At 64.7% G+C, this 20,850-nt stretch carries 20 protein-coding genes; 13 read left to right on the forward strand and 7 right to left on the reverse strand.

Annotated elements, in window-relative coordinates:
* The first annotated feature begins 3 nt into the window (after positions 1-3).
* From GWG67_RS15430 to GWG67_RS15440, 3 genes are all read left to right on the forward strand, one after another.
* Positions 4-207, forward strand: a complete 204-nt coding sequence (locus GWG67_RS15430; RefSeq protein ID WP_085351075.1) for a hypothetical protein — start codon at positions 4-6, stop codon at positions 205-207.
* Positions 208-466: 259 nt separating this feature from the next.
* The gene (locus GWG67_RS15435; protein WP_275170134.1) at positions 467-1,600 is read left to right on the forward strand and encodes a glycosyltransferase family 2 protein; all 1,134 of its coding nucleotides are present in this window, start codon (positions 467-469) and stop codon (positions 1,598-1,600) included.
* Positions 1,601-1,606: 6 nt separating this feature from the next.
* Positions 1,607-3,109, forward strand: a complete 1,503-nt coding sequence (locus GWG67_RS15440) for a glycosyltransferase family 39 protein (RefSeq protein ID WP_275170135.1) — start codon at positions 1,607-1,609, stop codon at positions 3,107-3,109.
* A gap of 26 nt (positions 3,110-3,135) precedes the next feature.
* Here GWG67_RS15440 and GWG67_RS15445 read toward each other — a convergent pair whose 3' ends face one another.
* Together GWG67_RS15445 and GWG67_RS15450 are read right to left on the reverse strand one after the other, a co-directional pair.
* On the reverse strand, positions 3,136-5,025 hold the full coding sequence (locus GWG67_RS15445; RefSeq protein WP_275170136.1) for a CHASE2 domain-containing protein: 1,890 nt from the start codon (positions 5,023-5,025) through the stop codon (positions 3,136-3,138).
* Positions 5,026-5,143: 118 nt separating this feature from the next.
* Positions 5,144-5,665 (reverse strand): FecR domain-containing protein, encoded by a 522-nt coding sequence (locus GWG67_RS15450; protein ID WP_275170137.1) that lies wholly within the window; start codon positions 5,663-5,665, stop codon positions 5,144-5,146.
* A 648-nt stretch (positions 5,666-6,313) separates the two neighbouring features.
* On the opposite strand from GWG67_RS15450, the gene GWG67_RS15455 reads away from it, so the two are divergent.
* Positions 6,314-7,387: a DUF2778 domain-containing protein gene (locus tag GWG67_RS15455; RefSeq protein WP_275170138.1), complete on the forward strand. Its 1,074-nt coding sequence runs from the start codon at positions 6,314-6,316 to the stop codon at positions 7,385-7,387.
* Positions 7,388-7,460: 73 nt separating this feature from the next.
* On the opposite strand, the gene GWG67_RS15460 is transcribed toward GWG67_RS15455, so the two are convergent.
* Both GWG67_RS15460 and GWG67_RS15465 read right to left on the reverse strand, forming a co-directional pair.
* A complete protein-coding gene (locus GWG67_RS15460; protein ID WP_275170139.1) occupies positions 7,461-8,285 on the reverse strand; it encodes an SDR family NAD(P)-dependent oxidoreductase in 825 nt (274 codons plus the stop codon).
* Positions 8,286-8,307: 22 nt separating this feature from the next.
* On the reverse strand, positions 8,308-9,141 hold the full coding sequence (locus GWG67_RS15465) for a MurR/RpiR family transcriptional regulator (protein ID WP_275170140.1): 834 nt from the start codon (positions 9,139-9,141) through the stop codon (positions 8,308-8,310).
* A gap of 136 nt (positions 9,142-9,277) precedes the next feature.
* Here GWG67_RS15465 and GWG67_RS15470 point away from each other — a divergent pair, with 136 nt between their 5' ends.
* The 7 genes from GWG67_RS15470 to GWG67_RS15500 all read left to right on the forward strand — a co-directional run bounded on the left by GWG67_RS15470 (position 9,278) and on the right by GWG67_RS15500 (position 16,192).
* Positions 9,278-10,570 carry an ABC transporter substrate-binding protein gene (locus GWG67_RS15470; RefSeq protein WP_275170141.1) on the forward strand — a complete coding sequence of 431 codons (1,293 nt, stop codon included), beginning with the start codon at positions 9,278-9,280 and terminating at the stop codon, positions 10,568-10,570.
* 105 nt (positions 10,571-10,675) lie between these two features.
* Positions 10,676-11,596, forward strand: coding sequence for a branched-chain amino acid ABC transporter permease (locus tag GWG67_RS15475; RefSeq protein ID WP_275170142.1), 921 nt, complete (start codon positions 10,676-10,678; stop codon positions 11,594-11,596).
* A gap of 5 nt (positions 11,597-11,601) precedes the next feature.
* Positions 11,602-12,645, forward strand: a complete 1,044-nt coding sequence (locus tag GWG67_RS15480) for a branched-chain amino acid ABC transporter permease (RefSeq protein ID WP_275170143.1) — start codon at positions 11,602-11,604, stop codon at positions 12,643-12,645.
* Positions 12,642-13,385 (forward strand): ABC transporter ATP-binding protein, encoded by a 744-nt coding sequence (locus tag GWG67_RS15485; RefSeq protein WP_275170144.1) that lies wholly within the window; start codon positions 12,642-12,644, stop codon positions 13,383-13,385. The genes GWG67_RS15480 and GWG67_RS15485 overlap by 4 nt, the downstream gene beginning before the upstream one ends.
* Positions 13,382-14,083, forward strand: coding sequence for an ABC transporter ATP-binding protein (locus tag GWG67_RS15490; RefSeq protein ID WP_275170145.1), 702 nt, complete (start codon positions 13,382-13,384; stop codon positions 14,081-14,083). The genes GWG67_RS15485 and GWG67_RS15490 overlap by 4 nt, the downstream gene beginning before the upstream one ends.
* On the forward strand, positions 14,084-14,743 hold the full coding sequence (locus GWG67_RS15495; RefSeq protein ID WP_275170146.1) for an ATP-binding cassette domain-containing protein: 660 nt from the start codon (positions 14,084-14,086) through the stop codon (positions 14,741-14,743).
* A 12-nt stretch (positions 14,744-14,755) separates the two neighbouring features.
* Positions 14,756-16,192, forward strand: a complete 1,437-nt coding sequence (locus GWG67_RS15500) for an NAD-dependent succinate-semialdehyde dehydrogenase (RefSeq protein WP_275170147.1) — start codon at positions 14,756-14,758, stop codon at positions 16,190-16,192.
* An 18-nt stretch (positions 16,193-16,210) separates the two neighbouring features.
* Here GWG67_RS15500 and GWG67_RS15505 read toward each other — a convergent pair whose 3' ends face one another.
* From GWG67_RS15505 to GWG67_RS15515, 3 genes are all read right to left on the reverse strand, one after another.
* The gene (locus GWG67_RS15505) at positions 16,211-17,569 is read right to left on the reverse strand and encodes a caspase family protein (protein ID WP_275170148.1); all 1,359 of its coding nucleotides are present in this window, start codon (positions 17,567-17,569) and stop codon (positions 16,211-16,213) included.
* A gap of 111 nt (positions 17,570-17,680) precedes the next feature.
* A complete protein-coding gene (locus tag GWG67_RS15510) occupies positions 17,681-18,319 on the reverse strand; it encodes a glutathione binding-like protein (RefSeq protein WP_275170149.1) in 639 nt (212 codons plus the stop codon).
* A gap of 13 nt (positions 18,320-18,332) precedes the next feature.
* Positions 18,333-18,926: a cysteine hydrolase family protein gene (locus GWG67_RS15515; RefSeq protein ID WP_275170150.1), complete on the reverse strand. Its 594-nt coding sequence runs from the start codon at positions 18,924-18,926 to the stop codon at positions 18,333-18,335.
* A gap of 130 nt (positions 18,927-19,056) precedes the next feature.
* On the opposite strand from GWG67_RS15515, the gene GWG67_RS15520 reads away from it, so the two are divergent.
* Both GWG67_RS15520 and lepB read left to right on the forward strand, forming a co-directional pair.
* Positions 19,057-19,890 carry a LysR family transcriptional regulator gene (locus GWG67_RS15520; protein WP_275170208.1) on the forward strand — a complete coding sequence of 278 codons (834 nt, stop codon included), beginning with the start codon at positions 19,057-19,059 and terminating at the stop codon, positions 19,888-19,890.
* Positions 19,891-19,997: 107 nt separating this feature from the next.
* Entirely contained in the window at positions 19,998-20,744 is a 747-nt protein-coding gene (gene lepB / locus GWG67_RS15525) for a signal peptidase I (protein ID WP_275170151.1), read from the forward strand.
* Positions 20,745-20,850 lie beyond the last annotated feature (106 nt).

Raw genomic sequence — 20,850 nt, forward strand, 5'->3', positions numbered from 1 at the left:
TCCATGTCGTCTGAGTCGGTGGGGGGCATTTTGGGCGCGATCGTCGCGGCGATCGTACTTGCGATGGCCGTCGTCTTCGGGCCGATCGGCCAGTACGGCAAACCGCCCAAGCCTGCGAAGGCCGAGCCGGCCGGGGCTGCGGCGCCGGCGGCCCCTGCCGCGCCCGTGCCGCGAGGGCCGGTGATCAAGGAAGTCCCGAACCAGTAAGGGCGTGAAAAAGGCCTGTTTCGCCCCTTGTAAAGCGGCGTTGCCGTTCCCATTTAGCTTCTAACGGCGACGTTGAGCGAAAAACTCCGGCGCTGGAACGACCTTGGAATAGCACAGGCTGCGCCGGATGTACGCGCGGTCCGCCGTTCCGGGGTCGTTGGCATTTTTGGGCCCCTTTTGGGCCGCTCCCCCAGAGAACCCCCGGCTTGCTCGCGCAAGTTCTTGGCAGCACAGGACGCGGCGGATATACGCTGCCGTCATGAATGAAGCGATCAGACCGGGCTCCGACATCCCACAGGCGGCCTCACCGGCGCCGGAATTGTCGGTCGTCGTCCCAACCTTCAACGAACGCGACAATGTCACGGTGCTGTACCGGCGGCTGGAGGCAGCCTTGGCCGGCATTGTCTGGGAAGTCGTGTTCGTCGATGATAATTCGCCTGACGGGACCTGGGACGTCGTGCGCGCGCTGGCTCAGCGCGACAGCCGCGTGCGCTGTGTCCGCCGCATCGGCCGCCGGGGCCTGTCGGGGGCCTGCATCGAGGGCATCCTGGCCTCCAGCGCGCCCTATGCGGCCGTGATCGACGCCGACCTCCAGCACGACGAGACGCAACTGCCGAAGATGCTGTCGCTGCTCGCGAGTGGGCAGGCCGAACTCGTGGTCGGCAGCCGCTACATCGAGGGCTACAAGAGCGAAGGCTTCAACAAGCAGCGCGCCGGCGCCAGTGCACTGGCGACCGAGGTTGCAAGGAAGATGCTGCGGGTCGAGATCGCCGATCCCATGAGCGGCTTCTTCATGGTTCGCCGCGACTGTTTCGAGCAGCTCGCGCCGAAACTTTCCGTGCACGGCTTCAAGATCCTGCTCGACCTCGTCGCGAGCGCCAACGGCAGCTTGCGCGCCATCGAAATTCCCTACACGTTCGGCGAGCGCAAGCACGGCGAAAGCAAGCTCGATTCCATGGTCGCGCTGGATTTTCTCGGCCTGGTGCTGGCGAAGTTCACCAACGATGCTGTCTCGCTACGCTTCCTGCTGTTCGCGATGGTCGGCGGGATCGGCCTCGTGGTGCATCTCACGACCCTGTTTATATCGCTCGAGCTGTTCAAGGAGCCGTTCGCGGAAGCGCAGGCCTCCGGCGCCATCGTCGCGATGACCAGCAATTTCGTCCTCAACAACTTCCTCACCTATCGCGACCAGCGGCTGAAGGGCTTTGCGCTGTTGCGCGGCCTGATCGCGTTCTACATCGTGTGCAGCGTCGGCCTGCTCGCCAATGTCGGTGTCGCCTTCTCGGTCTACGACCAGGAGCCGATCTGGTGGCTTGCGGGGGCGGCCGGGGCGCTGATGGGCGTGGTGTGGAACTACGCGATGTCCGGATTGTTCGTCTGGCGCAAGAAGTAACTCTCGATGGGCGGGGCTGACGCGCGGATCGTCCGCAATACGGTGCTGGTGATCCTTGCGCTGGTCGGCTTGCGGCTCGTCGCAGCCGCCTTCACGCCGATCACCTTCGACGAAGCCTATTACTGGATGTGGTCGCAGAACCTCGCCGGGGGGTACTACGACCACCCGCCGATGGTTGCCTATGTCATCCGCGCCGGCACTATGATCGCGGGTAATACCGAACTCGGCGTGCGCCTGGTCTCGATCCTGCTCGCGCTCCCGATGAGCTACGCGGTCTATCGCTCCGCCGCGATCCTGATCGGCGGCGCGCGGGTGGCGGCGACCAGCGCCATCCTGCTCAACGTGACGCTGCTGGCCTCGGTCGGCACGCTGATCGTCACGCCCGATGCACCGCTTCTAGTTGCCTCCAGCTTCGCGCTGTTCTTTCTCGCCAAGGTGCTGGAGAGCGGCCGCGGCGTCTGGTGGCTCGCGGTCGGCGCAGCCGTCGGCGCAGCGCTACTGTCGAAATACACCGCGATGTTCTTCGGGCTGGCGATCCTGATCTGGCTCGCGGCCGTGCCGAAACTGCGGCACTGGTTTCTCTCGCCCTGGCCGTATCTCGGCGGTTTCGTGGCACTCGCGCTGTTCTCGCCGGTGATCCTCTGGAACGCGGACCATCAATGGGTCTCGTTCGCAAAGCAGCTCGGGCGCGCCAGGATCGAGGATTTTCGTCCGGTCTTCATCGCCGAGCTGATTCCGACCCAGATCGCGTTCGCAACCCCTCTGGTGTTCATCCTCGGCGCGATGGGGCTGCACGCGCTGACCTGGCGCCGGGCCGGCGCGCTGGCCTCGCGCGTGCTGATCGAGACGATGTTCTGGACCATCGTCGTCTATTTCGTCTGGCATTCGCTGCATGCCCGCGTCGAGGCCAACTGGTTCGCGCCGGTCTATCCGCCTTTCGTCGTCGCCGCGGCCGCCGCCGCCAATCTCGTGCAGTGGAAGCCGCGCCAGCGTCGCCTGGTGGATTTTTGCCTGCGCTGGGCCGCACCCGCCGGCATCGTGATGTTTGTCGCGCTGATTGTGCAGGCCAATACCGGCTGGCTGTCCGGCTATCGCCGCGATGCGACGGTGCGAAGCGTCGGCGTCGGCTGGCGCGAGCTCGCTGCCGAAATTGAAGCGGTGCGCGCCCGCAATGGTGCCACCTGCGTGCTTGCGCCGGACTACGGCACGACCGGCTGGCTCGCCTTCTATCTGCCGCGCGGCAGCTGCGTGGTGCAGCAGAACCAGCGCATCCGCTGGGCCAACATGCCCGAGCCCGATCCAAAACTGCTTGCGGGCAAGCTGATCTATGTCGACGAGCTGCGCTCTGGCGGCCATCCCGCCGTCCACGACCTCTTTGCGAAGGTGACGCAGGTCGCGCAATTGCAGCGCAAGCGCGGCCCGCTCGTGATCGAGACCTACGGCATCGATCTGCTCGAAGGCGCCAAGGGCGACGTGCTGGACCGCTCGCCGCCGCCGGAAGCGCGCTAGCTCTTCGTCGGAACGACGGCGAAGGTTCAGTCGATCATCGCGGCCTTGGTCGTGGTCTGGTTCGGCCTGTCCTGATCGCGCCAGAACCAGACGGTCACGACGCCGAAGCGGCCGCGGACCTGCGTGAGCAGAGGGCCCGACAGAACGCCGTCTGGAGCGCCCTGGAAGTCGGCCGCATCCAGCAGCGTATCGCTGAGCGCGAGCTGCGCGCCGTTCTGGACGGCAACTTCCATCAACCGACTCGCGACGTTGACGGTGTCGCCCGTCGCCGTGATGTGCTGGTGGCTTTCGCCGAGGCGCGAGGCGACGATCGGGCCGAAATGCGCGCCGATCTTGAAGCCGAGCTGATCCCTGATCGCAGGCGGCAACGACGCGATCCAGCGTTCGACGCCGCGGTGCAGGTCGATCGCGCATTTCAGCGCGCGTGCGGCGTCGTCGGGCATTGCGCCGGGCAGACCGAACAGGATCATGGCGCCGTCGCCGAGAAAGCCGCTGATCATGCCGCCGCAATCGACCGCGGTCTTCTCGATCAGCGCGTGAAACGCCTTCAGAATGTCCTGGAGTTCGCCCGGATCGATCCGCTCGCTCAGCGCCGTGAAGCCGGAGAGATCGATGAAGACGACGGCTGCGTCCTGCCGGACGGGTTTCGACAGGAAATTCGGATCGCGCGCAAGCCACTCCTGCACGGCCGGCGCCTGGAATTGCGCGAGCGACCGGCTCTTGGCCGCGAAATATTGCGTGCGGCGGCCTCCCGCCCACAATTGCACGCCGGCAAAGACCGCAACCGGCGGTACCGCTGCGGCGAGCGTGGTCGCGGCGTTCAGCCAGACGCCGTGGGTGAACGCGAACAGATTGAAGCCGGCCCAGGCGATCATCACCGCGGCCGCCGCGACGATGCCGAGCGCGCTGCGCCGCCAGGCGAGCAGGCCGACCAGCAGCATCGGCAACAGGATCGCGATGAGCGCGTCGGCGATGTGGACCTTGCGGTCGCGGACGATGCTGTCGCCGGCGACGAGGTGGGTGATCGCGGTGGAGACCACTTCGACGCCGGGCATCAGGGAATCGAATGGCGTCGGGTAGAAATCACCGCCGCCGGCGACCGAGGCGCCGATTACGACGATGCGGTTCTCGATCGCGGAGCGTTTGAGCGTGCCGTCGAAGACGCTCTGCGCGCTGACCGTGCGGATGGTCCGGCGCGGGCCGTAATAGGTAATCGGCAGCGCGAAGTCGCTATCGGTGGGCACCGCGCGGTCGCCGAGCATCAGATGGTCCGGTGCGATCGTCAGCGACTTGTCGAGCGCCCGCGCCGCAACTCGCAACGGGAATGACAGCTCGACCTTGTCGCTGGTCCGGAACAGCATCGGCACCGAGAGCGGCGAGCCCGATTGTCCGGTCGCAACGTTGACGACGCCGACCTCGGCATGATCGGCGAACGCCCGCAAGGGCAGCAGGAAGCGCTCGGCCTGCGGCAGGGCGGCGAGGGGACCTTGGCCGCTGGTCTCCACGGTCTCACTGGCGGACGGGAAGATCGCCGCGGCGGCAAGCACCATGGGACCGGTAGCCAGCGTATTTGCCAGCGTGGCGTCGCCGATCGCAGCGCTGCGGTCGACCAGGAGCAGGTCGATAGCGACGACCTTCGGCTTGAACTGCACGATGGTGTCGACGACGCGGGCGAGATCGGCGCGCGGCAGCGGATAGCTGCCGCCGCGCTTCACGACGGTGTCGTCGATCGCGACGATGGTGACGAGATCGGGCGGAACCTGCACGCCGCGGACCTGTGTCCGCCAATCCGTCAGCGTCGCCTCGAGGCGATCGAGAAAGCGCAGATGACCGTTGGCGTGGCCGGCATAGATGCTCGCGCCCCACAGGCCGGTGAGGACGAGTGCCACCAGGATCTGAACGCGTCGGCTACTCATGTGGTCGTGTTGCAATTTTTTCTATCGTCCAAATGCTGTTCGCCGAGCCCAGGTGACCCGAACTCATCGGCCTGTTCTTATGACCTAGTCTTATTGGCCAAGTCTTATTGGCCGAGTCTTATTGACCGAGCCTTGCCATCAGCGCGTCGACGCGCGGCTGGCCCCATGTCTTGACGGTCAACGGGCCTGTCGCTTCCACATCGACCCCTTGGCCGGGGCCTAAAACGACGCCGCGCCCACGGCTCCTGCGGCTCACGCCGACACGGCCGTCGGCGACGAAGACCGAGGTCTTGGCCTCTGCGACGTCGACCGCCCATTTCGTGCCGCGCACCGCGGCGATCGCTTGCGGCGTCAGCACCTTGAAGGGATTGCCGCCGGGCTTTTTGCGCACCTCGACCAGCAGCGCTTTGCTGCTCAACTCCACGGAGTCTATATGTCCGTCGCGGTTGGCGTCCTTAAGTTCAAATCTGGCACCGCTTTCGGCAACGATCGTGATGCCGTTGTCGCAGCGCCAGGTCTGCGTACCGGTAGCGGATGGCGATGCTGCGCAGCCCGCATTGGCAGGCTGCGCGGCCGCGTATCCCATCGCCAAAGACGACCACAGCAGAACGAAAAACCCCGCGTGTGCGATCCCTCTCATGCCAGCCTCCGTTTGCGTGCCAGGCACAGTTCAAGGCGATGTTGATACGGTACCGTATCACACGCAGAGGCTGCTGAAAAGTGCCGAGATCGCAGCTATTTTCTCGGCACGAGCTTTTCCAGGCTGGCGTGATCAACTTTCGGTCAGGGCGACGTGCCGTGCGAGGGCCGCGTGCGATGTTTGAGTGGCGTGCCCCGAGAGATGGAAGCGGGCTACTGCACACCAGCCTCGCGCAATGATTCCCCGTTAACGTCCGGGTATTGAAGACCACGAAAACGACTTGGTTGGTGCGTTTAGAGAGGCGGCCAAAGACGTTCGCCGACCGAACCGATCCCGCCGAGAATTATAGTTAACAGACGCCCTTAAGTCCGTAGTTCTGCGGGCTTTTTTCTCAAAATGGGACGACCCGAACGGGTTGCCGCACATCCGCCCGAACTTAATCCGCATTTAACTAAAAGTGGCCTTAATGACGCTCCGACCCTCTGCGAGATGCTGTTCCCGGATCGTGACCAGCGGCGCTTCGAAGGGGGACTGAGTGACACCGTTCTGGACGCAAGGCGAATGAGTACGAGTATCGCTGCGCAAGGCATCGCGGCACGAAGGTCCAAAGGATTCTCGAGCACTTCTTATCGGAAGCCTTCCCGGAAAATGACCATCCAAAACGTGCTTGGCGCCGCCGTGATCGGCTGCGTCGTGCTTGGCGCCGGCTGGACCATCTACAGCAACATCTTTGCCGCCAGTGTCTATCCGACCGTCGGCAGCCGCGGCTACGACGAGCCCGTGATCAAGCGCGCGCCCAGGGTCGCGCTGCGCGAGGCCGGTGAGGCCGTCAAGGAAGCCTTTGCGCTCTTGCCCGACCGCTTGCAGGTGGTAGCGCCGATCTCCCGCGAGATGTTCAACGATCGCTTTGCCGCGGCTGCGACCCAAGGCGTGACATCGAATGCGGCGAGCGCCGCACCCGCAACCAGGGTCGCCGAAGCCAAGGACGCGCCGAAGCCGAGCGTGATCGCAAGGGTCGCGGAAGTCCTGAAGCCGGGCCCGGCCAAGGTCGCTGACGCCGCGAAGTCCAAGCGCGGCGCTGACGCGTCGGTGCAGCTTGCCTCGGCAGATCCGGCCGAGATCGTGCCGGCGCCTGAGGCGAAGCCAAAATCGATTGCCGATCGCGCCAAGGCTGCGGTGATGTCGATCACCGGACCGCGGCAGTCGATGGTGGACAAACTCTGGGGCAAGCGCGAGCCGTCCGGCGGGCTGCTCGCCTATGCCTCGGCCGACGCCAGCGTGACCGCGTCCATCGCGCCGAGGGAGCAGAACCCCATGCTCGGCGGTTCGGCACCCTATGAACGCGATACCGCGGTCTACGACATCTCCGCCAAGACGGTTTACTTGCCCGACGGCGCCAAGCTCGAGGCGCATTCCGGCCTCGGCTCCAACCTCGACGACCCCCGCTCCTCGCGCGTCCGCATGCGCGGCGTGACGCCGCCGCACATCTACACGCTGAAGCCGCGCGAGGCGCTGTTTCACGGCGTGCCCGCGCTGCGCCTGACCCCGATTGGCGGCGAGAGCGCGATCTACGGCCGCGACGGCCTGCTCGCGCACACCTTCATGCTCGGGCCGAATGGCGATTCCAACGGCTGCGTATCGTTCAAGGATTATTACGCGTTCCTCGACGCCTACCGTAACAAGGGCATCCGCAAGCTCGCGGTGCTGGCGCGGGTGGACTAGGCCCAGTCAATTCGAGTTCACGCAAAAGGGCCGCTTGCAGCGGCCCTTTTTTGTTCCGCTGTGCGGGTGCGTTTCAGCCCGGCCAGCACTGTCCGCCGCCGTCGATCCTCAGTACCTGGCCCGAGACGAAGGCGCCCATGGGACCGGCGAAGAACTCGACAACGCGCGCGACCTCGTCGACGGTTGCGATGCGGTCGAGCGTGCCGGTCTCGACCATTCGGTCGGTGTCCACCGCGCGTGTCCCGAGGAAGCGGCCGGTTCGGGTATCTCCGGGCGCGATGCAGTTGACGGCGATGTCGTAGGGACGGAGCTGGTCGGCCAGGCATCGCGTGTAATGGGTCACGCCGGCCTTCGACACCGCATAGATCGAGCCCTGGGTACGCCCCTTGAAAGCCGCGACCGAGCCAAGCGTGACGATGCGGCCGCGTCGGCGCTCCATCATGCCGCGCGCGACCGCCTGGCATGTCAGGATGGTGCTGAGCAGGTTGCGCTCCAGCACCGCGCGCACATCGGCCTCCTTGATGTTCACTGCATCGTTCGGATCGGGCTTGCCGCCGCCGGCCGCGATATCGCCGCCGGCATTATGCACGAGAATGTCGATCGGCCCGAGTGCCGCCTCGCTCTCCGCGATGACGCGCGCGATGTCCTCGCCCTTGGTGAGATCGCCGAGCACGCGCTGGCTGCGAACGCTGAATTCCCGGCCGATCTCAGCCGCGACCGCGGTGAGGGTGGTGCCCTCGCCATACTCGGCCGGCCCGTTCTCGCGCATGCCGTGGATGGCGACGTCAGCGCCGAGTGCGGCAAGCTTCTCTGCAAACGCGCGGCCGAGCCCGCGCCCCGCGCCGGTCACCAGCGCAACTTTGCCTGCCAGAATCTTGGTGGTGTCATGCGATGTCATGATCTTGTTCCTGTTGAGACTATCAGTCTGCTGCGAGATCGAGGCCGATCGCCAACGCCTGCACGAGGCACATCGGTGCGACAAGTGTGCGCAGCGCGGGCTCAGGCATGTCCTGGATCTCGAACACGACGCTCGCACCCTCGACGATCGGGCTCAACAGGCTGTCGGTGATGGAGATCGTAGGTACGCCACGCGCGACGAGTTCAGGAAACAGCCGCGCCGTATCCGGATAGTAGTTTCGGAAGCTGATCGCGACCAGCGCGTCGTCTGATGTCGCCGCGTGCGACTGCTCGTGAATGCTGCCGCCAAGACCGTCGAGCAGGACGACGCGCCGTCCGAGCTTGCGCAGCACGTAGGCGAGGTGGATCGCAACCGGAAACGAGCCGCCGAGGCCGAGCAGATAGATGTCACGTGCCTTGGCGAGGATCGCGGTCGCGGCGTCGAGTTCGCGCGCATGAACGGATTGGCTGAGCGTGACCAGCGCCGATTGGGCTTCCGAGACGAAGCGCGACAATACCGCGGCCGGCTGGCGGCCGAGCACTGACTTCTCCTGGCTCTTCATGCGGGCGAGGCGCGACTTGTAGCTTGGCGCGACGCCGGCAACGAGACGGGAGCGGAACACCTGCTGCATCTCGGTGAAGCCGCCGAACCCGAGCGCATGGGCGAAGCGAACGATCGCCGACGGCGGCACCCCTGAGCGCTGCGCCACCTCCGCCACGGTGCCGAGTGCGACATCGGTCGGGTGATCGAGCACGAACTCCGCGATCTGCTGCAGCCGGCCGGACAGTGCCCGGTGCCGCTGCGCAATCGCGCCGCGTAGCTCGTCATAACTCATGGCGCCAGCCGTCTTGTTCATCGAGTCGGATCTCCGGATGGGTCGCCTCTTTAACGGCATTTCACAGGTTGGATCAAATATTCTACTTTACATAACAGATGGAATGAATATTCTAATCTCACAAAAAAGCAAAAGACTTCGAAAACGGGAGGACACGATGAGAGGGCGTCAGATCTCACGGCGAAGCGTTCTGAAGGGCAGCTTGATGGCGAGTGTCATCGGCGGGACCGGTAGCTTCTTTGGGCCGTGGCAGCAGAATCATGCGTGGGCGCAAGGCGCGAAACCGATCAAGCTCGGCCTGACTTGCGATGCCAGCGGTCAATACGGCAACAGCGGCCAGGATGATTTCCGCGGCATCAAGATGGCAATCGACGAGATCAACGCCAAAGGTGGCGTACTCGGGCGCCAGGTCACTTTCATCACCGCGGACACCGAGACGACGCCAGCCACCGGCAGCCGCGTCGCCGAACGCTTCATCACCCGCGAGGACTGCACCATCCTGATCGGCGCGCTGCATTCGGGCGTCGCCAACGCCATCACGCAGGTCGCCAGCAAATACGGTGTGATCTACATGAACACCAATTCCTCCGCGCCGAGCGAAGCCGGGGAGAACTGCTCACGCGTGAAATTCGTCTGGGACGGCAACGGCACCAATTTTTCCAAGGCGTCCGTCAAGAACGCGGTGGACTCCATCGGCAAGAACTGGATGCTGCTCACCAACGATTATGTCTGGGGTCACACGACGTCCGCCGCGACCAGGACTCAGGTCGAGAGCGCCGGCGGCAAGATCATCGACAATCTGCTGGTGCCGCAGAACACCCGCGACTTCACCGCCTATCTCCTTAAGATCCAACAAGCAAAACCCGATGTGGTGGCGACCGCGGTCGGCGGCGACGATATCAAGGCATTGCGCGAGCAGGTGGCGCAGCTCAAGCTCGACGGCAAGCCGGCCTGGATCAACAACCAGCAGGACTGGCCCGATGTGTGGGGCGCGCCCGACAGCCTGTTCGGCGTGTTCGGCACCACCTGGTATCACAAGCTGCCGCTGCCCGGCGTCGCCGAATTCGTCAAGAAGTGGCAGGCCGCCAACAAGGACGGCCCGATCCCGGTGCCGGGCAACGTCTCCTACAACGGCTACATGTCCACGCGCGAACTGCTCCGTGCGATCGAGCGGGCAGGGTCGACCAACAACGTCAAGATCATCAAGGAGCTCGAGAACCTGAAGGTCTCGGCGACCGATCGCATGCAACATTTCGACGCCTACATGGATCCGATGACGCACCAGATGCAGCAGACGATCTATCTGGCCCGGCGCAACGCCAAGCCGGCCGACAACACCGATCTGTTCGAGATCATCAGCTGGACGGAGCCGAAATCCGCCGCCGACGATGCGGCCCCCGGCAAGTGCAAGCTCACGCCCTACGAGCAGGTGCCGACCGTCGACTCCTAGAGACGGTGCGTCACATCGCGTACCGAGCGGCGCGCATCTCGCGCGCCGCGCGCCCGGACCATCGGCGTTCCGGGTGACACACGCCAGTTGCGAGAGCCAAAAACCTTGTTCGACCTTCTTCCGCATCTCCTCAACGGCCTGACGCTCGGCTTGTTGTTCGCGCTGATCGCACTCGGCTTCATGCTCATCGTCGGGCTGATGGAGCAGATCAACCTCGCGCACGGCTCTCTGTTCGCGCTCGGGGCTTATGTCGCCATGCAGCTCACGGGGCCGCGCCCGCCATTGCCGATGGAGCTTGCGAAAGCGTGGCTCGCGTTGCCGCTCGGCTGGCGCTATGCCGCCACCTTGATCATCGCGCCTGTGATCGTGAGTCTGGTCGGCATGCTGATCGAGCTCTGCATGCGGCGCACTTATGGCAAGGATCCGCTGTACGGGCTGCTCCTGACCTTCGGCGCCGCGATGGTGATCGAGGAGATGATCCGCCTGGTCTGGGGCACGCGCGACTACGTGCTGCAGGTGCCGTCCGCCATCAATGGCGGCTTCCTCTTCGGCGACCTGATCTGGTCGACCTATCGCTTCTACGCGGCGGGCATCGCGGCCGGGATCATCGGCCTGGTCTGGCTATTGATCGAAAAGACCTCGTTCGGCGCGACGGTCAAGGCCGGCGCTCATGACAGCGAGATCGTCCGTGCACTCGGCATCAACCTGTCACGATTGCGGCTGCTGGTGTTTGTGTTCGGCACGATGCTGGCCGCGATCGCGGGCATCATCGTCGCGCCAATCTGGGGCATTCGCCCGCATATGGGCGTCGATGCCGTCATTCCTGCGTTCCTGGTGATCGTGCTCGGCGGCGTCGGCAGCTTTTGGGGCGCGGTCGTCGCGGGTCTTTTGGTCGGATTGTGCGTCGGCCTTGCCGGCGCCTACGCGTCCGAATGGTCGCTGTTGTCGATGTACATCTTGCTCGTTGCCGTCGTGACGTTCCGCGCGCGCGGCCTCTGGGGCAAGAAGAGCGTGCTCGAGGCCTAAAGGGAATGATTGTGGGATCAAAATCTTCACCGGACGCCGCGCGCCTCGTGACGCCAACGATGCTGGTGCTCTGGTTCGTGCTTGCAACGGTGCCGCTCTGGATCACGCGGATCGGGCTCTATCCCTATCTCGGGATCGAGATCCTGATCTGGTCGCTCTATGCGCTCGCGTTCAACCTGGTGCTGGGCATCGCCGGACTTCCGTCGTTCGGTCATGGTGCCTATTTCGGCATCGGCGCCTATGCGTTCGGTCTCTGCCAGTTCGAATTCGTTGCCAATCTCTGGATATGTCTGATTGCCGCGGCCGCGGTCGCGGGCCTCGCCGGCGTGCTGGTGGCGTTGTTCATCTCGCACAGACGCGGCATCTATTATGCCTTCATGACGATTGCGTTCGGTCAGATCTTCTGGACGCTGGCGATCAAATCGCACCGGATCACCGGCGGCGAAGACGGCCTACTCAAGATCAAGCGGTTGCCGGCCGATTTCGGGCTCGTGTCTTTCGATCTCACTGACAATGTCGCGTTCTACTATTTCGTGCTCGCCGTCTTTGCGATCGGCACCGCCGCATTGTGGCGGCTGGTGAATTCGCCCTATGGCCGCGTGGTCGCTGCGATCAGGCAGAGCGAAGTTCGCGCAAGCCATCTCGGGTATAACGTATGGCTCTACAAGGTCGCGGTCTTTGCGCTGTCGGCTGCCGTCTCGGGCCTTGCCGGCGGATTGTTCGCCATGGCGCAGCTCGCCGCATTCCCCGACGTTATGAGCCTGCATCAATCCGGCTACGTGGTGATGATGACTCTCGTCGGGGGCGGGCTTGTCAGCTTCTGGGGCCCAGTGATCGGGGTGTTTCTCTTCCTCACGGCCCGTGACGTGATCGGCGCGCTGACCAATGCCTGGATGCTCTATTTTGGTCTGCTGTTCATCGCGATCGTGCTGTTCCGCCCCGAAGGCATCGCCGGCGCGATATCGGCTGCCGTGCAGCAGCATTCAATCGGCGCCTTACGGCAGCGCGGTACCTCGGCGATGCGGCTGCTGTTCGGGAGCGGGCGATGAACATGATCGAGGCCTCAGCCGTTCATGTCCGCTTCGGCGATCGCGTCGTGCTGGAAAGCGTCGACCTCGCGGTCGCGGACGGCGAGTTTCACGGTGTGATGGGTCCGAACGGCGCCGGCAAGACCACATTCTTCAATGTCCTTACCGGCCGGGTGAAACCAAACCGCGGTCGAGTCCTGCTCGCCGGCGAGGATGTCACGGGCCTCAGCCCGCACCGCATCGCCACCAAGGGCATCGCCCGCTCGTTTCAGATCATGACACTGTTCGACGAGTTTTCCGCGCGTGACAACGTCATGATGGGCTTGCCCGAGTTTCGCGCCCGCGGCCACGATGTCGCACGCGCGGCGGCGGGCGACAGCCGGTTTGCCGCGAAGTCCTCCGAAGCGCTGGCGGCAGTCGGGCTTGCCGACAAGGGCGACATCCGCGCCAAGGACCTGTCCTATGGCGATCGGCGGGCGCTGGAGATCGCGGTCGCCTTGGCGCAGGCGCCCCGCGTGCTGTGCCTGGACGAGCCGACCTCCGGCCTCGGCTCCGATGGGGTGCAGCGGCTCGCTACCCTGATCGCTCGTCTGAAGGGGCGGCTGACTATCGTCGCCATTGAGCACGATATGGAGTTCCTGTTCTCGTTGGCTGACCGTATCTCGGTCATCCATTGGGGCCAGGTGGTGGCGCGCGGGACGCCACACGAACTGCAGCAGAACGAATGGGTTCGGCGCTCCAATCTCGGGAAATTCGCATGATCCTCGAAGTGGACGCGGTCGATACCTTCTACGGCGAGACCCAGGCGCTGTTCGGCGCATCGCTCGCCATCGAGCGCGCCAAGGTGTTTGCGCTGCTCGGCCCCAACGGCGCCGGCAAGACGACCATGCTCCGCTCGATTCTCGGCCTGACGCGCCCGCGCCGCGGCTCCGTTTGCTTCGACGGTCACGACGTCACGCGCAATCCCACCCACGAGATTGCGCGCGCCGGCATCGGCTGGGTACCCGACGACCGCCGGCTGTGCCCGACATTGACGGTCGCGCGCAACCTGTCGATCGCGCAAAAGCGTACGCGCTTTCGCCACTGGAGCATCAAGGAGGCCGCTGCGATCTTCTCGCCGCTCGAATATCTCATGGAGCGCGACTGCGAAAATCTGTCGGGTGGCGAAATGCAGATGGTGGCGATCGCCCGCGCGCTGGTCGGCTCGCCGGGACTGGTGTTGTTCGACGAGCCGAGCCAGGGACTGGCGCCGAAAATCGTCGGCGACGTGCTCGCGACGATCTTGCGCATGAAGGACGAGGGCATTGCCTCGCTGGTTGTGGAGCAGAACGCCGAGATCGCGCTATCGGTCGCAGATCATGCCGCGGTGATCGATCGCGGCCGGATCGTCTGGACCGGGGAGGCCGCGGCCTTGCGCGATGATCGCGGGCTTCGTCAGCGCTTGCTGGGAGTACAATAAGTGGCCGCACCGCTGCTCGTTCTCGACGACGTTCGGAAGGTTTATACGCGGGGCCGCGTGATCCGCCGACCGACATTCTCGCTACAGGCAAGCCTGTCGCTGGACGAGCCTGAAATCGTCGGTGTCGTCGGCCCGAATGGGGCCGGCAAGACGACCTTGTTCGAAATGATGACGGGCTCGAACGCACCGACCTCGGGGCGCGTGCTGGTTGCGGGCACCGATATCCATGGCGTCAAATATCGCGAGCGCGACCGGCTCGCGATCCACTATCACCAGTCGTATCAGGTCCGGCGCTTTCGCAAGCGCATTCCGTCCGCCTTGCTGGCGCCGTCGCCGACCCGGACGCCGCTGGTTCATCTGTTCGATGAACCGCAGTTCAACCTGCAGGATGGCTATATCGGCTTCATGCTCGATTTCTTCCGCAAGCTGCGCGACGAGGGTCGGCTGGTCATTCTCTGCATGCATCCGACGGCGGCCTGGCACCTCGACATCCTCGCCGAGATCGCCGGGCGATTCCTGTTCGTGGCCGGCGGTGGGGTGACACCCATGGCGAATTTCGGCGCTCTCGTCGCAGATCCGCGCTGTCGCTCTTATCTCGGGCCGGAAATGACCAAGGCGGCGGATGCGATTTGTCACGGCGCCGTTCACAGCTCGACCTAAAAGGAGAATCCGTTGGCCTATTCGAACACCCAGCTTTTCATTGGCGGCAAATGGCGACCGGCCCATTCGGGCAAGGTGATCGAGGTGCGCAATCCCGCGACCGAAGAGGTGATCGGGACCGTCGCCCATGCCGGGCGGTCCGACCTCGACGAGGCGCTGGCCGCAGCTGGTGCCGGCTTCAAGATCTGGCGAAACGTTGCCCCCTTCGAGCGCTGCCGCATCATGCGCAAGGCCGCCGCGATCATGCGCGAGCGCAATGACGAGATCGCGCCGCTGCTCACGATGGAGCAGGGTAAGACTCTTGGCGAGGCCAAAATGGAGGCGATGGCCGCCGCCGATGTGATCGAGTGGTTTGCGGAAGAAGCCAAGCGCGCTTATGGCCGGCTGATCCCCGCGCGGGGGCCGGACATCTACCAGCTCGCGATCAAGGAGCCGGTCGGCCCCGTCGCGGCGTTCACGCCCTGGAATTTTCCGATCAATCAGGTCGTGCGCAAGCTCTCCGCCGCTCTCGGCGCCGGCTGCTCGATCATCGTCAAGGCCCCGGAGGAGACGCCGGCCTCGCCCGCACAGCTGATCCGCGCATTTGCGGACGCTGGCGTGCCGGACGGCGTCATCAACCTGGTCTACGGTGTGCCCTCGGAGATCTCCGAATATCTCATTCCGCATGCGGTGATCCGCAAGATCTCGTTCACGGGCTCGACCCATGTCGGCAAGCAGCTCAATGCGCTCGCTGGCCTCCACATGAAGCGCGCCACCATGGAGCTCGGCGGTCATGCGCCGGCGATCGTTTTCAAGGACGCCGACGTCACGTCGGCCGCCAAGATTCTGGCGGCAGCAAAATATCGCAATGCCGGGCAGGTTTGCATCTCGCCGACGCGGATGCTGGTGCAGGATGATGTGTTCCGTGAATTCGTCGACACTTTTGTCGACAGCGCCAAGGCGTTCAAGGTCGGCAACGGCCTTGATCCCGACTCCAAAATGGGCTCGCTCGCCAATCCGCGCCGCGTCACCGCCATCGAGGGCATGGTGCAGGATGCCGTCGGCAAAGGCGCAAAGCTCGAGACCGGCGGCAAACGCGTCGGCAACAAGGGCCATTTCTTCGAGCCGACCGTGGTGAGCGACGTGCCAAAGGATGCGCGTGCCATGAACGAGGAGCCGTTCGGCCCGCTCGCGCTGATCTCGCGCTTCTCGTCGTTCGACGAGGTGGTCGAGGAGGCCAACCGGCTGCCGTTCGGGCTGGCGTCCTATGCCTTCACCAGCTCGGCGAAGACGGCGGCCGCGATCGGTTCGGCGGTCGAAGCCGGCATGATGTCGATCAACAGTTTTGGTCTCGCGCTGCCCGAAGTGCCGTTCGGCGGCATCAAGGATTCCGGCTATGGCTCGGAAGGCGGCACCGAGGCAATGGAGGGCTATTTCAATACCAAGTTCATTAGCCAGAGCGGCGTGTGAACGCCGGACGATGCGCGGCTAGCGCTTGACGAAGACGAGGCCGCAGGCGCGCGCCTCGTTGCGCTTGCCGGTGCCGCGGGTGCGATCGAACTGCGCATCGACCGTAAAGGCGTAAGGCGAGCCGGGCGCGAGATTATTCAGCGTGTACGTGCTCGCCCCTGTCGTGCCGCGCGCGCTCAAAGTCGTCTTGCCGTCGGCTGGGATCTGTCCATCGATCTCCAGGCGGTTGATATTGTTGCCCGGGCCCTGCGCCTCTGCATGAAACACGCCGTTCGTGACGGTGGCGACCAGAGGCCTGGTGAAACCCTGCGCCTTGCCGGTGGCCAGGCAGTTCAACGTCACGTCCCAGCTGCCGTCAAAATCCTTGCTTCCGCCGCTCCGGCCGTTGCCTGAAGGCGCGAGCGCCACCTTCTGCTTCAGGCCCTCGATCCGAGCTTTGGCGAGCGTGGCGAAGATACAGTTCGGGAATCTGGCGAGGTGATCTTCGAAAGCGGCAAGCGTGCCGATGCCGTCCGCGGCCTTCCAGTGCGCCTCTGCGGCTGCGCAAGGATCAGGGCGGGGCGCGGCTTGCGGCGCCGCCGGGGCCACCGTGACCGACACCGGTCCGTTCAGGTAGAACTTGCCGATAATCGACAGCGACAGCTCCGGGAGTTGGGTCTTGCCGCTGGAATCGTAGACGTCGCTGCTGATGTCGCGAAAGACCTCGCCGATCTCCTGCGGCTCTTCGATGTGCTTCAGGAACGCCGTCGTGTAGGGGCTGTTGCGGCCGCTGCCATCGGCCGCGGTCTGTCCGGACTGGGTTGAGAACGAGACGATCGTGCCGCGCGGTGCTTCGACTTTCGACAGACCTCGTCCGATCGAGGCAGCGCGCGTCATGCCGGCGGAGCGTTTCAAGGTTTCGGCCAGCGGATTGTCGCGGCAGGAATCGAGGATGAGGATGCGCAGGTTCTTGGCCTGCTGCAGATCGTTCACGATGTCGTCGACCCGCACGAAACGCTTGAGGTCGGCTTCATCGCTCAGCACGGCGTCGACAGGCATCAGATAGTTCACGCCGTTGTACTGCATCGCATGGCCGCTGTAGTAGAACATGGCGACGTCGGCCTTGCTCGCGGCGCGCGCGAAACGAATGGTGAGGTCCTGCATGTCGGCCTGGCGCAGGTCGATGCCCTGGAGCACCTCGAAGCCGCTGCGCTTAAGCGAGGCGGCGACGTCTTCGGCATCGTGCGACGGATTGGGAAGCTTCGCCGTACTGGCATAGGCGCCATTGCCGATCACCAGCGCGACGCGCGTTTCCGCCGATGCAGGTGCAAGGAAAAGCCAGCATGCCAGGAGGGTGAGGCAAAGTCCGGCCGGGCAAAATCTGGAAAGAGCACGCATGAATGCCTTCCAAGGAAATGTCGAAAAATATCCTTCCAGATTAGCGCATGCCGCGCCGACATCAATGCCCCGCCTGAGAAAACGCTCGGATTTCGCGGCCGTGACATCCTGTCACGCCGGGCTCGCCGCCATCGTCTTGCGCACGGCCATTTCGGTCGCAATCGCGTCCCGCACGGCCGGTCGCGCCTGCATGCGCGCGAGGTACGCCGACAACGATGGCCATTGCGCGATGTTGATGCCCGCCGGCCGGAGCAGCAGCAAAGCCCAGGTGAGGTGGGCATCCGCGACGGTGAAGCTGTTGCCGACGAGGAATTCACGGTCCGCCAGATGCGTCGCAGGCATCGATAATGTCTGCGCTATCCTCGCACGCGGCTTGGCGAGCGAGGCGTCGTCCTTGTACCAGAAGGTCGGAAACAGGAATGCCTTGTGGATCTCGGCCCCGATGAAGCTCAGCCATTCCTGGAGACGATAGCGATCGGGATCGCCGAACGCGGGTGCAAGGCCCGCATGCGGCTTCAGATCGGCGATGTATTGCAGCACCGCAGCGCTTTCGGTCAGCCGTTCGCCATTCTCCAGCACCAGGACCGGCACGGCGCCCTTCGGCGAAACGCCGAGGAAATCGCTGCCGTCGTCGACGACCTGCTTGGTCTGGAGACGGACCGGATGATAGAGGGCCTCGATACCCGCTTCCATCAGCGCGATGCGGCTCGCAAGCGAGCAGGCCATCGGAGAGAAATAGAGTTGCAGCATCGCCCACGCTCCTTCAGGTCAGCGCCTCGGTTTGCGCGATGATCGCAAACCGGTCCGACAATTCGGCCAGGGCGACCTCGTGAATGGTCCTTGCGGAGAGCGCTCCGCCGCGGCCGTCGGGAAGATCGCGTGTGGCACAGGCATCGGCCGCGATCGTCGTGCGCAGGCCGAGGTCGAGCGCGGCGCGGGCGGTCGAACTGATGCACATATGAGTCATGAAACCGGCCAGCACGATGTTGGTGCGTCCGGTTGCGGCCAGCCGGACCTGCAGGTCGGTGCCGGCAAAAGCGTTCGGCAGCGCCTTTTCGATCACGGCTTCGCCGGCGAGCGGCGCCACGTTCCTGACGATCGCGCCGCGCGCGGCCTCGCGGTCGAACAGGCTGCCGGCACCTCCCTTGTGCGCGATATGGAAGATTGCAGCGCCGCTCGCCCTCGCCCGCGCGAGCAGGCGCGCGGCGGCGGCGATCGCGGGCTCCGCATCCGGTAAGGCGAGCGGGCCGGCGCAATATTCGTTCTGGATGTCGATCAGGACGAGGCAGGAATCGGCGAGCCTGGGCGGAGTGAGATCGGCGCCGGACAATTCGAGCAGGGTTTTTGGGGCGGTCATGCGGGTCGGGCCTTCCTGGCGATATCTGATGCGCGACACTAGCGCGGCGGCAGCCTGCCAATGTGCAGGACTATTGCAGCATACGGCTGCAAATTTGCAGGAGCCGGTCGTGCCTGCTAGGGTTAGCGCCATGAACTGGGACGATCTACGCATCATCGCCGCCGTCAGGGACGAGGGCACCTATGCCGGCGCCAGCGCGCGGCTGCGCATCGACGAGACCACCGTCGGCCGCAGGCTCGCACGCATCCAGCGTGATCTCGGCGTGCCGCTATTCGATGCGGTGGACGGCCAGCGCCGGCCGACGCGGGCTTGCGAGGCCGTGCTGGCGCATGTCGAGGCGATGGCCGCACATGCCGCCGAGATCGGTCGCGTCGGCGAGAGTCTGTCAGGGCCGGTGGGACGCCTGCGTATCGCCTCCACCAACACGGTCGCCGAGGAGGTCCTGTCGCCGCGCGCGAGCGACTTCCTGCGCGCCAATCCGGGCCTGACGCTGCAATTCCTCACCTCGAGCGAGAACGTCAAGTTCTCGCGCTGGGAAGCCGATCTCGCTATCCGGCTGCGCAAGCCCGACAAGGGCGACTTCGCGATCTCCAGAGTCGGTGACGTCAAGCTCTATTATTTCGAGCCTGTTACGACCGAGGGCGAGCCGATGCTGTGCGCCTATCCCGACGAGCTCGGTGCCATTCTCGAGATGCAATTCCTGGGCACGAAGAAAGCCCGCGCGCGCTGCGTTACGGACAACGTTCGCGTCATCCGTAACCTGATCCGTGCGCATCAGACCGCCGGCGTGTTGCCGGAGCACGTCTGCGCGGACTTGCTCGGCGATCGCCGCCTGCGCGCCACACTGCTGCCTGGGCGCCGCGACGTCTGGCTGCTGGTGCAGAAGCATCTCAAGCGCGATCCGGCGACGCGGCTCACCATCGAATGGATCCGCCGCTGCTTCAGCGATCTCGCGCGCGGCTGATTGCGACCCGTGAACGCGATCCGCGCGCGGCGCGACCAAGCTATGGGATTGCGCGCGCGAGGGTTGCGTAATCTCGCAACGACTACGGGCTTGATCAGGGCAGGCGCATGACCACTCTCCAGGAAACCATCCACCCGCAGCCCAAGGTGCGGGAATGGAAGGCGATCGTCATCCTGATCCTCCTGATCCCGGTGCTGTGGTCGCCGCCGTTCCTGTTTCGCTTCTTTCTGTTCCAGCCGTTCAACATCCCGTCCGGCTCGATGACGCCGACGCTGGTGGTCGGCGACTACGTCTTTGCCGCAAAATATGCCTATGGCTATGGCCGCTATTCGTTTCCTTTCGCGCCGTCATGGATCTCTGGGCGTTTCCGGGCCACCGAGCCCGCGTATGGCGACATCGTCGTGTTCCGGACGCCAAAGGACACCTCGGTCGACTATGTCAAGCGCGTGGTCGGGCTGCCCGGTGATCGCATCCAGATGCGGCAGGGCCAGCTCATCCTCAACGACCGCCCGGTGACACGCGTTGCCCTGAAGGCGGTGGTTGCCGGCTCCACCTGCGGCGTGGATGACGGTGCGAAGGCCAAGCGCTGGCGCGAGACGCTGCCGAACGGCGCGTCCTACGTCACGCAGGACTGCGTCGACAACGGCTACTACGACAACACCGACGTCTATACCGTACCGCCGGGCCATTTCTTCGTGCTCGGGGACAATCGCGACAACTCGAGCGACAGCCGCGTGATGTCGTCGATCGGATTCGTGCCGATGGACAATCTGGTCGGCAGGGTGACGCGGATATTCTGGTCGCTCGACCAACACGGCGAGCCGCATCTGGAGCGGCTGGGGAAGGTGTGGTGAGGCCCGCCCCGCCATTCCGGGGGCAGTGCGCGGCGCCTGCATGACATGAGTTCGTAGCCTGGATGGAGCGCAGCGTAATCCAGGAGAACTGCCCGCGCCGGACACG

Origin of the sequence: Bradyrhizobium sp. CSS354, from assembly GCF_029051725.1 — a bacterium.
Classification (GTDB): domain Bacteria; phylum Pseudomonadota; class Alphaproteobacteria; order Rhizobiales; family Xanthobacteraceae; genus Bradyrhizobium.